Origin of the sequence: Colwellia asteriadis (assembly GCF_039523295.1) — a bacterium.
GTDB classification, from domain to species: domain Bacteria; phylum Pseudomonadota; class Gammaproteobacteria; order Enterobacterales; family Alteromonadaceae; genus Colwellia; species Colwellia asteriadis.
In genome coordinates this window covers 23,686-40,196 of record NZ_BAAAFA010000012.1, presented here as the reverse complement: position 1 = coordinate 40,196, position 16,511 = coordinate 23,686, and the positions used below count along the sequence as shown (strand labels likewise).

Here is a 16,511-nt window from a genome sequence, read left to right as displayed (position 1 = left end):
GTAAGATTATGAAAGGTGTCAATAAAAGTAAATGACCGTATATAAAAGCATTTCAGAGTACAACCTACATAGTGCAACATTAAGTGCCGCACAGTTTTTTCAAGAAGTTGCCCCTGCGCAAAAACCTATCGTCATCCGTGGGTTTGCTAAAAACTGGCCATTAGTGGCTGCTGCTCAAAAATCACCTAACGCTTTTGTCGATTATTTAAATCAGTTTTATCAAGGGACAAAAGCCAAAATGGTCGTAGCTCCCCCCGCGGCTAACAAGCGCTTTTATTATAACGAAGAGATGACCGATGTTAACTATTTAAGTGGCGAAGAGCGTGTTGATCTTTTTCTAGGACGTTTACTTGAACTAATAGATCGCGAGACTTACCCTGCTATTTCTATGCAAAATGCGCGCACTAGCGATATTTTACCTGGCTTAGTTCAGAATAATCAGTCTGACTTCTTTCCTCACATTGAACCACGCTTATGGGTTGGTAATGAAGGCATTGTTAGCGCTCATTATGATGGCTCCGATAATATCGCGTGTGTTGTTGCAGGTCGCAGACGCTTTATACTTTTTCCACCCGAGCAAACAGCGAATTTATACCCTGGTTCACTCAACTTTACCCCTGCTGGAGCCCCAACAAGCTTAGTTAACTTTGCACAGCCTGATTATGAGCGTTATCCATTATTTAAACAGGCACAAGCCGCCGCATATAGCGTAGAGTTAGCCCCTGGTGACGCTATTTTCATTCCTATGCTTTGGTGGCACCACGTTGAATCTTTATCAAAAGTAAATGCGTTAATGAATTACTGGTGGAATGGCTCTTCCGCGCCAAATGCAATATCTCCTAGTCCTATTGATAGTTTAAATATAGCATTACTTGCTATGCGAGATTTGAGCCCTAAACAGCGCGATGCTTGGCGCTGCATGTTCGATCATTATTTGTTCAAACAAGGTGTCGATCCAGCTTCTTATATTCCTGAACATCAGCATCATTTACTCGGCGATTTATCCCCTGAATATATTACAGCGGTTAAAGAATACTTCGTTACCAAGCTTAAACAGTAATTCCTCAAAGTACTTAAAATAATAAAGAATGAGCATAAAACAATGTTAAATAATGACGGCAAGCCAAAAAAAATAGTAATTGTAGGTGGTGGTACTGCAGGCTGGATGGCAGCAAACTTACTCGCTTCTCGGTGGAAAAACACTGAAATTTGTTTAGTTGAATCCGAGCAGATAGGCATTATTGGCGTAGGAGAAGGCAGTACACCGCATTTAAAATTATTTTTTGATGCCATAGGCGTTACTGACTCACAATGGATGCCCCATTGTAATGCCACCTACAAAAATGGTATTACTTTTGATAAGTGGTCAAACATTAAAGGTTTTGAGTCTTACTTTCACCCCTTCGCCGCACAAACTGACGATATGTTAACCGTACCGCTTTTTTTCAAAAATATTCAAGCAAAAATGCAGGGCTATGATGTTAACGCACATCCTGATAGTTATTTTTTAGAGACCTATTTATCGAAAAATAACTTAGGGCCTTTACCTGCTGAAAGTTTCCCTTTTGGTATTGCTTACGGCTATCACTTTGATTCTGCACTGTTAGGGAAGTTCTTAACTGAACATGCGCAAAATCTAGGTGTAAAAAAAATCGTCAGTACTGTTAGTGACGTATTAGTACATAACGACGGTAATTTAAAAGCAGTAAAGCTAAGTGATCAAACCTTACTTGAAGCCGACTTTTTCTTAGATTGTTCTGGTTTTAATTCATTATTAATGCAAAAAACCTTAAAAGTTAACTATCAAAGCTTTAAAGATAATTTATTCAATGACTCTGCTGTTGTCATGCCCAGCGAAATATCATCAATACTACCAGTAGAAACCAAAGCCACCGCACTTACTAACGGTTGGGCTTGGCAAATACCGTTACAAAACCGTTTTGGCAATGGTTATGTTTATAGCAGTGATTATATCAATGCCGATCAAGCTGAAACTGAACTGAGAGATCATTTAGGTTTATTAGATAGCGATGTCGAAGCAAGACATTTGAAAATGAAAGTAGGTAGGGTTGAAAAGCATTGGCATAAAAACTGTTTAGCGGTTGGGCTATCACAAGGTTTTATCGAGCCTTTAGAGGCAACAGCAATAGCACTTTCCTTTAATACCGTTTCGCAATTTATGCTTCACTATCAAGAGGGTAAAGGTACTAATAAATTTGAATCCGCATTTAATCAAGATATAAACTCAAGGTTTGATGGCATTAGAGACTATGTGGTTTGCCACTACAAAGCCAACCAACGCCTTGATACTGATTATTGGCGAGATAATGCAAAAAATAGCAACATATCAGAGACGTTAAGTCGAATATTATACCTGTGGACCAATAGTCAAAATTTCGCTGACGATATGATTAAATATAAACTAATGGGCAGCTACCAGCCTAAGTCATGGGCTTGTATGTTGGCTGGTTACGGAGTATTCCCACAGACAAATACAAATCAAACAATTGATTATACAGCGCATCACCAAGAAATGGCTGGTTTGGGTGACTTCATTCGCCGTTGTGGCTTAAACTTTAACGCTCATAACAGCTTACTAACGCCCTAAGAATAACGCCCTAAGAAATAAAATAACTTTCGCACCTTCGATAAAACGTACGTATTATCGAAGGTGCCTCACATAGCTTTTCCTGCACAACCTCACTTCTCATATTTTCTTATCGTTAACGGTTATAAGTTAAACATAATGATTTATTAATAAGCAAAAAAAATGGTTGCTTTCCTCCCTCTTAGAATGTTACAAATTAACAACCTACACGGAAGTAAGTGTTAATTTGTAACTTAAGTGGCAAATAATCATTCCTAAAATGTGGGTTAAAAGTGGTTTAATAGTTAATTTATTAACTATTAATCATAGAGTTAATGCTTTTAACAAATTCATGCCTCGCCCTTACACATACTGCTTGCTTGAATATTAACGCATTTAACTTCTTTGAATAAAATCACTTTCTCTTATTGGTATTTACCTGTATGCAGGTACTTTTTTGTTCATAAATTGCAACGTGTATTTATAAAAATGACAGCGTTCGACATTTAAATGAAAAAGCAGTAGAAAAGTACCTGAATGCATTTGAAAAGTACCACTATTGTTTTAAATACCAGAGAAAATTGAACTGAAAACGTACTAACTCTAATTATAAATAATAAAAAACATGTTAAGGGTCCTATTGTGTCAAATATAAAATTTAAAAAAAGTTTGTTATCAACAAGCATAGCTGTAGTCTTATCTACCAGCGCTGTTCCATATGCAATGGCTGCAGAAGATACCGCTAGATCAGTAAAAGATGATGTAGAAGTTATCCAAGTAACAGGTATTCGTGGCAGCACCAAAGCTAGCATTAATACTAAACGTTTTGCTACCTCTCAAGTTGACGGTATCGCAGCAGAAGATATAGGTAAAATGCCGGACGTTACAATTTCTGATTCTTTACAGCGTATTTCAGGTGTACAAATTACACGTGTTGCGGGTGAAGGTGGCGTTGTTGCAATTCGTGGTTTACCACAAATCGATACAACGATGAACGGTGAAGTATTTTTAAGTGCAACCACCATTGATTCAGCAGGCGCTGACTTTAGTGATTTACCAGCGCAACTATTCTCTGGGGTTGATGTTTATAAAACTGCAACGGCAACCAATAATGCTCAAGGCATTGCCGGCTCTGTAGACCTAAAGACACGTCGTCCATTTGATCTTGCCAGCGGTTACACCTTTGCTGGTGGCCTTGAAGGTAGTACAGGCTCAATTAGTGAAGAGAACGACTACAATTTAAATGGCTTAGTGGGCTATAACGCTAGCTCTTGGGGTGTTGTATTCTCTGCCGTAACTTCTGAAGCGTTATTAGCAACTGACTATAATGGCTATTTCGACACCTCTGAAAACGGTGGCATCGGTGCAGCGAAAAACCCACACGCGTTAACTTGGGATTTTGCTCCTGATAACGAAATGAGACATGTAGTTCCGAACGGTTTCTCAGCTTTTAATAAACAAGAAGAACGTAAACGTGATGCTTACCAGTTCTCTTTCCAAGCAGACTTAGGTGAAGGTTTTGAGTTTACCGCTGATGTCTTTTATACCGAGCAAGAACGTTATAACCGCCGTCAAGGTTTATCACATAACAACCGTTGGTCTACTTTTAGTCAATACGCTCACCCAGCAGCTGGAGGCCTTACAGGTAATCAATTCCAAGCGATAGATCCTAATACAGGTGAATTAGCAAACTGGGAGGGCGTTAATGCCTTTGATTTAGAATCATGGCGTTTACAGTCATTCACACAAGTGAATAAAAATGTCGAAAAATCAAGAAACGTTAACTTAGAACTAAACTATGACAACGGCGGTGCCTTAACCGGTCAAGTACGTATGACAGATGCTAGTGCTACTGCAAGAATGCGTCACGCTTACGGTGAAGGTGATGTTTTAAGTATTGATAATGGTAGTTATGCGACGGGTCAAGGTCAGTTTACTCAAGGTGAACATTGTACCAACGGCGAGGAGATTGTTGGTGAGCGTGGTGGCTGTTATGCGCAATTTGCACCTGGTGGTATTACAGACCGCTTCACTGTTGGTTATGACGCTTCAGGTAAGCACCCTGTTTTCAGTGGTTTTGATCAAATGGTCAACGGCGGCGCGGGGATGCGTAGCGTATCTGATTATATGGGCGATATTAACTCATATCATGTAGGCGCATTCTCTTCTGAGGGTAATACTGATGATAAAGGCACCATAACAACCTTCAGTACTAAGTGGAATTATGCTTTTGAGGATGTACCATTTATCACTAGCGTTGATTTTGGTCTACGTGCCATGAAACGTGATATGGATCATGACCAATTTACCTACACCTCAGACTTTGGCGGTGGTTGTGATGTTGCACAATGGAAAGCTGTTGACCAATACATGAACACTGAAGGCTGTGAAGGTAATCCAGAAGCCGGTGAAATTTTAGCACAAGATACTGTTGATTTAGAGGGTAACCCTCACTCTGCCGGTGATTGGGTACCTTATACAATATTACCTCCAACGCGTTTAGATAAACATACCACAGTATCATATATTGATAGTTACGGTGGCGTTAAAGGCTTACCTGGTGTATGGGTAATGGATCCGAGTAATTTTGACGATGCACTATCTTTCCACAAGAACACCTTTGGTAATGCTCAGCGTACTGAAAACGCTGGTGCGACTTACGATGTAAGTCTAGATGAGCTAAGCTACTTTGTACAAGCTAACTTCGAAGAAGGTATCTTTAGCGGTAACATTGGTTTAAAAGTCATTGAAACAGATCTTTATACTAAACAAAATATTGTTGGCGCTAGCTTGCCACACTCAGGTTTAGGTCCAGATACTGGCGATGCGGTTACCGAAAGAAGCTATACTGACTACTTGCCAACATTTAACTTAGCTGCTGCGGTAACTGAAGATGTTATTTTACGTGCTGCTTACTCGCAAAATATGCAAGCTCTTGACTTACAAAGCTGGGCTGGTGGTAAAACCGTAGGCCGTACTAACAACGAAGACTGTGACTGTTTACGTATCGTTAGTGGTGAGTTAATTGGTAACCCTGGACTTGATCCTTGGCGTTCAGAGAACATTTCATTATCTGCTGAGTGGTACATAGGCGAAGCATCAATGGCGTCAGTTTCTTACTTCAACATTGAAATTGATAGCTTTACCCAAGATGGACAAGTTTATTTAGATGAACCAGATGCCGATGGCGTAAACCGTGGCCCACATCCTTTCAGTACTAAAGTACAAGGCAATGGTGGTGATGTTAAAGGTTACGAAATTAACGGCCGTGTTGCACTAAATGACTTTATGGATGTTTTCATTCTATCTTCATTTGGTTTAGATGCTAACTATACTTATAACGATAGTTCACAAGACGCTGTAGATGTTTATGGTAACTCATTACCGTTTGAAGGCATGTCAGAAGATACATACAACTTAGTATTATGGTTTGAAGAAGGTGGTTTCTCAGCACGTGTTGCTTGGAATGAAGTAAGCCCGCGTTTAATTACTTCTGGTTATAACAATACCGATGTTGGTGGACAATCTTTATATCAAGATACTTATTCACAAATCGATATCAGTGCTAACTACGACGTTACTGAAAATATTAGTGTCTATGTTAGTGGTGCTAACGTAACAGAAGAGTATCAACAAACTTACCTTGAGTTTAAAGAGCAAAAAGCTTTCCAAAACTTATATGAAGCTCGTTATACTGCAGGTGTTCGTGTAATTTTCTAAACGAAGAAAATTATTAACAATATTCTGTTAGTATAATAATGTTCAAACCGCCACAATTATGTTGTGGCGGTTTTTTAGCTTTAAGCTAAACATATAAAGTTAACCGTGAAAGCTCAACAGCCCCTAATAAAACAAACGTAAGCGCTAATCTTAGCGACGGATAATGCATGACTATAAAAAAAATAAAATCCATCGTCATTGTTGGTGGCGGTACCTCAGGTTGGATGACCGCTGCAGCATTAAGTAAACATTTTAAAAATAAAGCCATCAACATCACCTTGATTGACTCATCTCAACTCGGCACCATTGGTGTAGGGGAAGCGACTATTCCTACTTTAAGACGCTTTTACCAAGGACTCGGCTTTAGTGATTTAGATGTTATCAATGCTACCAATGCTACCTGCAAATTAGGTATTGAGTTTAAAGATTGGCATAAAAAAGGGAGCTCATTTATACACCCTTTTGGTCTCTATGGCCAAGGTACCAAAGAAGTTCCGTTTCATCACTATTGGCTCAAAGCTCGCCAACAAGGCGATTGTACCGATATTGCCGATTACTCACTTGGCGTTAACCTCGCCAAACATAATAAATTCACCTTTCCTGACAGTAAACCGAGTAGCCAATTAGAGATTTTTGATTGGGCACTACACTTTGATGCGTCATTGTTTGCGCAATTAATGCGCGACTATGCCATAAGTAATGGCGTAAGACATATTGATAATAAAATAACTAATGTCAACTTATCAGCTGTTGATGGCAGTATTAACTCGTTAACCTTAGCTGATAATAGCCAGTTAGATGGTGATCTTTTTATTGACTGCTCTGGCTTTAAGGGCTTGCTAATTCAACAAACATTAAAGACAGGTTATATCGACTGGAGCAAATGGTTAGTGTGTGATCGCGCCGTTGCCGTACAAAGTAAAGCATCAGCAACCCCCATTCCTCGCACCATTTCTCATGCACAAAAAGCAGGTTGGCTATGGCACATTCCTTTACAGCATAGAACAGGGAATGGTCATGTTTATAGCAGTAAATTTATCAGTGATGAAGAAGCAAAAGCAACATTAATGCAAAGCCTTGATGATGAAGCATTGCATGAGCCGAGGTTTTTCTCATTTACCCCTGGGCGCAGTAAAGCTGCATGGAATAAAAACTGCATTGCAGTTGGGCTTTCTTCAGGTTTTATCGAACCACTCGAAAGCACGAGCATAGCACTTGTTGAAACCGCCATCGATAAAATCATCCTTTCTTTTAGTGAAAATCAGTATAGTCAACGAGAAGTTGACCGCTTTAATGAAGTGACAGCTTTAGAGTATGAGCGTGTTCGCGACTTTATTATTCTCCACTATAAAGCTAATCAGCGAGGTGACTCACCTATGTGGCAATACTGCCAAGAAATGGAGTTACCAGAAATGCTTAAAGAAAAAATGCGACTGTTCAAGGAAGAGGCTAAGATTATCCGCTACCCTTGGGAAATATTTGGCCTAGATAGCTGGTTAGCCATATTCAGCGGGTTAGACTATTTACCTGAGGTTTACGATAAAAAAGTAGATAATATGAAATTAGACTATTTAACCGACAACCTAAATTATATGCGCAGCAGAGTCAGTAAATCTGTCGATATGGCACCTAGTCACAACGACTTTCTCCAACAATATTGCCATTTCAACCCACAGAAATAATAGCCACTATGATTAACAGCCAAGTTCAGGACATTTTATGAAACCTACAAAAGATGCAATTAAGAAGTTTGTTATTGTTGGTGGTGGCACCGCGGGTTGGTTAGCCGCAGCAACATTAGGCAATATATTTAGGCACTCAGAGGTAACCGTTGAGCTCGTGGAGTCGGAAGATGTCGGTATTATTGGTGTCGGTGAAGCAAGTTTGCCATCATTACTTAAAATTATCGAAGACTTAGGCATTGACCAAGTAGACTTTATTCAAAAAACACAGGCAACTTTTAAATGGGGTATACAATTTAAAGACTGGTACAACAAAGGTAGCAGCTTTTTTCATCCTTTTGGTAAGCTGGGACAAACAATTGATGGTCACAACTTTTATCAATGTTGGTTAAAATCAAAACATGAAGGCGATCAAACACCATTAATGGCGCATTCACCTGAAACTGTACTGTCTGAACACAACCGATTTTTCTTACCTTTTAATGCCATGAATACTCCACTAGCGTCAGCAAATTACGGACTGCATATTGATGCAGTTTTAGTCGGTCGCTATTTACGTGATTTTGCGAAGCAAGCTGGTGTTAAAAGAGTAATAGGCCATGTAGAAGCTGTTACTAAAAATGAAGCTGACTTTATCAGTAAGCTAATACTAAAAGATGGTCAAGAAGTAGCTGGCGACTTTTTTATTGACTGCACTGGCTTTCAGGGGTTACTTATTGAAGGGGCATTACAGACAGGTTATGACGATTGGTCACAGTATCTGCCATGTAATCGAGCGGTAACAGTACAAACAGAAAATATTGATGAGCCAACACCTTATACGGTATCAACGGCACGAGAAGCTGGCTGGACATGGTGTATCCCTTTACAGCATAGAACCGGTAATGGTTATGTTTTTTGTGATAAATATTGCAGTGACGAACAAGCAATAGCAACCTTACTCAATTCGGTTAAAGGTGAGATTATCGGCACGCCACGAGTGATCCCTTTTGTTACGGGAATAAGAAATAAAGCCTGGCATAAAAACTGTTTAGCGCTGGGCTTAGCACAAGGTTTTTTAGAGCCTCTGGAGTCAACCGCGATCCACTTAGTGTCAAAAACACTGGCGCTATTTATACGAAACTTCCCTGAAAAGGATTGCAATAGTGTTCTTATCAACGAATTTAACCGTCGAGTTCGTACTGATTATGAAGAGATCAGAGACTTCATCATATTGCATTACTGCACCACTGAGCGTGAAGACAGTGAGTTTTGGCGCTGGTGTAAAAATATGGACATTCCTAAAACACTACAAGATAAACTCGAGTACTTTAAGGTTTCAGGTGAGCTAATTCCAGGTGTTGAAGAGCTATTTCAACCCACAAGTTGGTATGCGATTTTAACTGGCATGAACATCATACCGCAAAGCTACAACACCACAATTGACGCGCTTGATTATCAGAAGCTGCAATTAAGTTTACATAAAGGTAAAGAGGCTTTATTAACCGTGGTAAAACAGCAGCCTAGCCATGGCGATTTTATCTCGAAATACTGCCCCGCCGCTAAACCACAATAAACTTCAAGCTATCACCTAAATTAGCTTATGGATTCGAAGTCTATTAGCCGACAAAAAAGCGCCTCTAATACTTGCTATTAGAGGCGCTTTCATAGTTACTCACTTAAATCGAGATAGCTAAATAACCTGAGCTCGCCTTAACAAAGGTTTAAAGATCACAAACTGCTCGACAATGCTTTTCAATAAAAGCTTGGTGCGACATCGCTTGCTCTGCCGCGCCATAAATAGAGTTACGCATTTGCATTAATTTTTGCTCTATCATCTTTGAGTCAAGGTTTTTAATGCGAACATCATAGCGCTGCGGCACAACCTTAAAGCCGTGATACATCGACAGCCAACTAGCCTCTTCAAACGACTCATGATCGTGCATCACAATATGTCCTTGGCTTTTAAATACCTCAATTTTATGTGCTAACGTATCGGATATTTTCATTTGCTGGCAGTAGCGCCAAAACTCAGTATCGTCACGCTTGGTTAACTTATAATGCATAGCTAAAAAGTCAACAATACGGTCAAGCTCTGTGCTGTGCAAACGGTTTACTTCAGCAATATCAGCTTCATTGAATGATTTATCTGGGAAGAAAGTTAAGAGTTTAGCCAACGCTGTTTGAATTAAAGAAATCCCTAACGACTCTAGTGGCTCAAGAAAACCACCTGCTAGCCCTAAAGAAAAACAGTTTTTATGCCAGGTTTTTTCTCGTCGCCCTAATGGGAAAGTGAAGTGTCTAACATCATTAATGGTTTGACCTTGAACGCTTGCCAGTAGGCTATCTTCAGCGGCTTGTTTGTCGCTGAACTGGCTGCTGTAAATGTAGCCATTACCCATACGGTGTTGCAATGGAATCTGCCACTGCCAACCCGCCTCTTTAGCAATAGCGCGCGTATAAGGCAGTGGTTTTCCTGCCAACTCAGTTTGTACAGCAACCGCACTATTACAAGGTAACCACTGACTTAAATCATCTAAACCAATGCCCATAGCACCTTCAATTAATAACCCTTTAAAACCTGAGCAATCAATAAATAAATCACCAAAAATACAACGTCCATCATCAAGTTCAACCGATTCAATAAAACCCGATTCCTTATTTAAATGAACCTTATCAACATTAGCGAGAATATGTTCAACCCCTTGTTTAACCGAAAAATCAGTTAAGAACTTGCCATATAAGGCGGCATCTAAATGATACGCATAAGAATAGTCAGCCATAGGGTTAGTAGGATTTGGATGCGGCTGGGCAAAGTTACCCTGTTTAGCTAGCACACAAGCAAAACTGTAATCTTGCAAATCCAATGAATAACCTTCACTGTTGAGCTTGTTAATATAATGATGAAACTCTACGTTATCGACTTTCATGCCGTAGTCAGCAAACGGGTGGAAAAAGCGCGTGTCTTTTTGGTGCCAACCTTCAAACTCAATACCGAGTTTAAAAGTAGCTTGTGTCGCTTTAATTAACTCAACTTCATCAATACCTAAGTTTCGATTAAATGAAACAATATTAGGGATAGTTGCTTCACCAACACCTACGGTATTGATGTTAGGCGACTCAATTAAGGTAACGGTAATATTTTTATCTTTAACGTAGCGTGACAAGCTAGCTGCAGCCATCCACCCCGTTGTACCACCGCCAACAATTACAATTTTTTCAATGCCCTCTGACATAACCGTTCACCGTAAATCCATCATCAAAATAGGTATATTACCTTACTATAATGTTCTTAAAAAACATACAGAAGAAGCTGATATAACCCACAATTGAATACGCTATTTTCATCTATTTTATACGCGAAAGTTTGGCTCTGAAAGCTCAGCCTAAATTAGACTCTGTTGATGCCTTAACGAAAAAAACCGATGAGGTTAATCTATATGATTTACCTCATCGGTTTATATATTTTTACGCTTTATATTCGTAGTGTTTAGTGTTTAGTGTTTAGTGTTTAGTGTTTAGTGTTTAGTGTTTAGTGTTTAAGCAGAGCGTTGACGTACTATTTCAAATAAACAAATACCTGTTGCCACAGATACGTTTAAGCTAGAAACACTACCTGCCATAGGAAGTTTCACTAGCTGATCACAATTTTCTCGCGTTAGTCGACGCATGCCCTTACCTTCTGCCCCCATCACTAACGCCATCGGACCTGAAAGTTTAGTCTCATAAAGGCAAGTGTCTGTTTCGCCGGCAGTACCAATAATCCACACACCCATTTGTTGCAATTGCTTCATAGTACGTACTAAGTTAGTCACTTGCACTAAGGGTACATATTCTGCTGCACCAACCGCTACTTTACGCACAGTTGGTGTTAAGCGTGCGGCATTGTCTTTCGGTACAATAATCGCTTGTACACCTGCGGCGTCAGCATTACGTAAACAAGCGCCTAAATTATGCGTGTCGGTAACACCATCTAAAATAAGTAAAAATGGAGGTTGACCTTTTTTCTCTGCACTAGCAAGAATGTCGTCTAAATCATTTTCGGTAAAGACTTTACCCGGTCTAACACGCGCAACCACACCTTGGTGCTGCTCACCCTCGCTTTTTTCATCAAGAAATTTACGCTGTACCATTTGTGTTGAAATACCGTACTTACGCGCTAAGTTAATAATTGGCATAAGGCGTTCATCTTCTCGGCCTTTTAATAACCAAATCTCAATAAAACGCTCGGGAGCGCTGTCAATTAAGGCATTAATTGCGTGAATACCAAAAACTAACTCTTCATTTTTCGCCATGTTTTTCTCTTTTAAAATTATTACTGCGCCGCTTTATTTATAAAAGCGTTGCCGTTAACCACTTATTGGTTGGTCTCATATAGTTTATAACTTTAGGAAACTATTTCGCTTTTTTACGGGCATTTTTTCCAGGACGCTTTTTACGTTCAGTGCGCTTTTTTGCTTTGCGTTTCTCAGTTTTTACTTTACTGCCGTTTTTATCTGTCGCTTTTGTTTTTTTAGTACCACTAGTTGTAGCTGCTTTACTTGAACTTGAGCGACCTCCAGTTTTAGCTTTACCTTTGCCCTGACGTTTTGATGGCTTATCTGTTTGGCTAGCGACTCCCTCAATAGTTAAGTCGATCTTTTTCTCATCAAGGTGAACTGCCGCAACACGCACGTTAACTTCATCGCCAACACGGTATTTAATGCCTGAGTTTTCACCCGTTAAGCACATTCTGACATCATCAAAATGATAAAAATCTCGACCTAACGAGGTAATGTGTACTAAACCTTCAATATGTAAATCCGCTAAACGAACAAACATGCCAAAATTAGTAACGGTAGAGATAACACCAGTGAATTCATCACCAATGTGGTCTTGCATAAACTCACATTTAAGCCAGTCGGCAACATCGCGTGTTGCTTCGTCGGCTCGACGTTCGGTCATTGAACAGTGCTCACCTAACTCAATAACTTCGGCAAGTTTATAGTCATAAAAGCCTGCATTCGCTGCTGAACTGTCTACTGAATTGTTTGTTGAATGATCTGCTGATTGCGCTAACAATTGCTCTTGTAAAATAGCCTTAATCACCCGATGTACCACTAAATCAGGGTAGCGACGAATAGGTGAGGTAAAGTGACTATATGACTCTAACGCTAAACCAAAATGCCCTAAGTTATCACTTTGGTAAACCGCTTGACGCATAGAGCGCAATAACATGGTTTGAATAAGCTCTTGGTCTGGGCGACCTGCTACTTTCGCTAAAATATCGCCATAGTCTCTTGGCTCTGGTGATTCTTTTGCAGGTAATGATAAACCTAATTCATTCAAGTAGGTAACAAAGTTTTTATACTTGTCTTCACTCGGTTTGTCATGAACGCGGAATAAGCCCGGTTTATTATGTTGCTCAATAAATTGTGCGGTGGCAACATTGGCTAAAATCATACATTCTTCAATGATTTTATGGGCGTCGTTACGAATAAGAGGTACAACGCTATCAATTTTTTTATCTTCATTAAACAAGAAGATAGACTCTTCTGTTTCAAAGGCTATCGCGCCACGCTTACTGCGAGCATCACTTAAAGCTAAGTACATTTTTTCAAGGTTTTCTAAATCAGCAACTTGCGCTGCATATTCACTACGTAACGCGTCATCGCCCGTTAAAATGGCAGCGACTTTTGTATAGGTAAAACGTGCGTGTGATTGCATTACCGCAGGGTAAAATTCGCTAGTAGTTAATGCGCCGTTAGCGCTCACCGTCATTTCACAAACCATACACAACCGATCAACATGCGGGTTCAATGAACACAAACCGTTAGAAAGTTTTTCAGGTAACATCGGAATAACTTGGCTTGGGAAATAAACCGAGTTACCACGAGAAATAGCTTCATCATCAAGCGCGCTACCGTGGCGAACATAATAACTAACATCGGCAATAGCGACCCATAAGCGCCAACTACCATCACCTTCAGGGCGACAGTAAACCGCATCATCAAAATCTCGCGCATCTTCACCATCAATCGTGACTAACGGTAACTCTCGTAAATCTCGACGGGGTAGCTTTGCACTTTCTTCGACTTCATCAGCAATGCTGGCTAACTCTTCGGTAATTGTATGAGAAAATTGATGCGGTAAATCATGGGCACGTAAGGCAATTTCAATTTCCATACCTGGCGCTAAATGGTCACCTAATACTTCAACCACTTTACCTATAGCGTGCGAGCGTTTGGTAGGTCGTTGTAGTAATTCAACGACCACCATTTGACCATGGCGAGCACCCATTTTAGCTTCAGGGTCTATGGTGATTTCTTGCTTAATTTTAGTGTCTTCGGGAATAACAGTGCAAACATGATGATCAACATAAAAACGCCCTACAAATGGCGCTTTTCTTGGTTCAATAACATCAATAATTTTAACTTCTTTACGACCTTTGCGATCAACACGGTCAACTAAAATAGCCTCAACAATATCGCCATGAAAAACACGCTGCATTTCATGAGACGAAATATAAAAGTCTTTCCCGCGTTTATCCGTAATACTGCTGTCATCAGGACTAAAGAAACCAAAACCGTCACGATGCCCAATAACCTTGCCAGTAAGCAGGCTACTTTTTGCCGGTATCGCGTACTGCTTAAACTTATTAAACACCAACTGACCACTGTTTTCCATGGCACGTAAACGACGTTTCAAACCAATTAATTGATAGTCTTCATCATACTTGAGTGTTTTAGCTAGGGCTTTAAAGGTAGGCGGCGGTGAGAATTTTTCAATAACAGATAACAGTAGCTCACGAGAAGCTACAGGCTTTTCATATTTTTGTGCTTCGCGTTTAGCGTGTGGGTCTTGAAATGTCACTATATTAAGTCAGTATATAAAGGATTAACTGCTATCAGTATATCACGTTATCTGTAGAATTTTATTACCAAAATAGTGTGGCTGTTTCTTTGGGCTGCTTTTAAATAGTTAGAGCGGGCGATAGCACTTTTGATAAAACAACTTCACCGTGTTTTACGCTCTAACCCGAAAAGTTTAATTGGTGTAACTGCGCCTTTTAGCGTCTTCAATCACTTGAGGTGGCATTTTAGTGGCTAACTGTGCAAGTAACTGGCTAATTTTTTTATGTGTTTTTTTATCATCCGTTAGTGAATTATGTAGTTGCGAATATAAGGCTGGATAGTCGAGCGGACTGCCATAACCTTGCTCATACAAACTCGCTAAACGCATTTGCGCTTTTAAATTATTTAATGAGGCTGCAGTTTTTAAATAAACAATCGCTTTATCAATATCAACCTGCATAAACTTACCAATATGATAATAGCGTCCAAGTTGCTCTAGCCCTTCTGATAAACCTTGATCGGCCGCTAAATTCATATAGTGCAATCCCAACGGAATATCTTTTTTCACACACACACCAAAGGCAAGCATATCGCCCCATAAAAATTGATACGATGGCATATTGGCTTTATTGGCTCGCGCTTCAATATCTTGCACTAACTGACACTCATCTAATACCACTTGGCTTAAATGTTTGTTTTCTTTAATTAAGTCAAGTAATTGATCGTCTGTATATATTTGCACAGCTTGCATGTTGGCACTTTGTGCTAATGAAGATAAAGCCATCAAGCCACTGAACAAGGTTGTCAATAAAATGCGCATAAAAAAATCCTATGGTAAAGCAATTCACTTTTGAATCTATATTATATGCTCTGAAAAATAGAGTTAACTACAACAATAAATTACCCAAAGCTAACTAGGTTATCGGCAATGTGATGACAAATATGATGTATAAATTAGATTAATATTTATAACGCTCAGCTACATTAAATGTCATCACTTATTTAGATAATATTTATGCAAACTGCTGACCAAGTTTTAGCGGCATGAATATTTAAACCAAGCTGCTATTGACGCGAATTTTGCCTTGCTTATCATATGAAAAGAAGAAAAACTATCAAGCTAGCGATTTAGAAAAGTAATTTTTGCTGACATTTCAATTTGTTAAATATCTTTTAAACCGAGTTCAGGTTATATAATAGAAAGATACAGCAAAGTAAAACCAGGTGTTACTATTACCAATAAAAACGCCGACAATTTGTCGGCGTTTTTGTGTAATCAATTCGTTGTATCGGCTAAATAGAAAAAGATGAACCACAGCCACAGGTTGTTGATGCGTTAGGGTTATTGACCACAAATCGGCTACCTTCTAAACTCTCTAGGTAGTCAACCTCACCATCAACAAGATATTGTAAGCTCATTGGATCAACCACCATAGTCACTCCTTGCTTATCAATAGTTAAGTCACCGTCATTCACTTTTTCGTCAAAGGTAAAACCGTATGAAAAGCCTGAACAGCCGCCACCTGTTACATAAACTCGTAATTTAAGCGCTGGGTTTTCTTCTTCGGTGATTAATGACAGGACTTTACTTGCCGCAGCATCGGTAAATTTTATCGGTAATTCTGGAGTGGACATAGCGCTCTACTTACTTAAATGAATGGTATACAACAAGGGTAATTATCTTAAACCTGACTAATTTAATCAAGTATT

Annotated in this window: 10 protein-coding genes; 5 read left to right on the top strand and 5 right to left on the bottom strand. The window is 39.5% G+C overall.

Annotated elements, in window-relative coordinates; translation table 11 throughout:
• Positions 1–31 precede the first annotated feature (31 nt).
• From ABD005_RS16030 to ABD005_RS16010, 5 genes are all read left to right on the top strand, one after another.
• Positions 32–1,060: a cupin-like domain-containing protein gene (locus ABD005_RS16030; RefSeq protein WP_343818692.1), complete on the top strand. Its 1,029-nt coding sequence runs from the start codon at positions 32–34 to the stop codon at positions 1,058–1,060.
• Between the two features lie 42 nt (positions 1,061–1,102).
• Positions 1,103–2,608, top strand: coding sequence for a tryptophan halogenase family protein (locus ABD005_RS16025; RefSeq protein WP_343818691.1), 1,506 nt, complete (start codon positions 1,103–1,105; stop codon positions 2,606–2,608).
• Positions 2,609–3,229: 621 nt separating this feature from the next.
• Complete coding sequence (locus ABD005_RS16020) at positions 3,230–6,307, top strand: TonB-dependent receptor (protein ID WP_343818690.1); 3,078 nt, start codon at positions 3,230–3,232, stop codon at positions 6,305–6,307.
• Between the two features lie 167 nt (positions 6,308–6,474).
• Positions 6,475–7,989 (top strand): tryptophan halogenase family protein, encoded by a 1,515-nt coding sequence (locus ABD005_RS16015; protein WP_343818688.1) that lies wholly within the window; start codon positions 6,475–6,477, stop codon positions 7,987–7,989.
• A gap of 37 nt (positions 7,990–8,026) precedes the next feature.
• Entirely contained in the window at positions 8,027–9,544 is a 1,518-nt protein-coding gene (locus ABD005_RS16010) for a tryptophan halogenase family protein (RefSeq protein ID WP_343818686.1), read from the top strand.
• Positions 9,545–9,692: 148 nt separating this feature from the next.
• Here ABD005_RS16010 and ABD005_RS16005 read toward each other — a convergent pair whose 3' ends face one another.
• The 5 genes from ABD005_RS16005 to erpA form a co-directional block, all read right to left on the bottom strand.
• On the bottom strand, positions 9,693–11,204 hold the full coding sequence (locus tag ABD005_RS16005; RefSeq protein ID WP_343818684.1) for a tryptophan halogenase family protein: 1,512 nt from the start codon (positions 11,202–11,204) through the stop codon (positions 9,693–9,695).
• A 303-nt stretch (positions 11,205–11,507) separates the two neighbouring features.
• Positions 11,508–12,263, bottom strand: coding sequence for a 23S rRNA (guanosine(2251)-2'-O)-methyltransferase RlmB (gene rlmB, locus ABD005_RS16000; protein ID WP_215979921.1), 756 nt, complete (start codon positions 12,261–12,263; stop codon positions 11,508–11,510).
• 100 nt (positions 12,264–12,363) lie between these two features.
• Positions 12,364–14,820 (bottom strand): ribonuclease R, encoded by a 2,457-nt coding sequence (gene rnr / locus ABD005_RS15995; RefSeq protein ID WP_343818681.1) that lies wholly within the window; start codon positions 14,818–14,820, stop codon positions 12,364–12,366.
• 174 nt (positions 14,821–14,994) lie between these two features.
• Positions 14,995–15,621 carry a tetratricopeptide repeat protein gene (locus ABD005_RS15990; protein ID WP_343818680.1) on the bottom strand — a complete coding sequence of 209 codons (627 nt, stop codon included), beginning with the start codon at positions 15,619–15,621 and terminating at the stop codon, positions 14,995–14,997.
• A gap of 473 nt (positions 15,622–16,094) precedes the next feature.
• Positions 16,095–16,436 (bottom strand): iron-sulfur cluster insertion protein ErpA, encoded by a 342-nt coding sequence (gene erpA / locus ABD005_RS15985; protein WP_215979924.1) that lies wholly within the window; start codon positions 16,434–16,436, stop codon positions 16,095–16,097.
• Between the last annotated feature and the right edge of the window lie 75 nt (positions 16,437–16,511).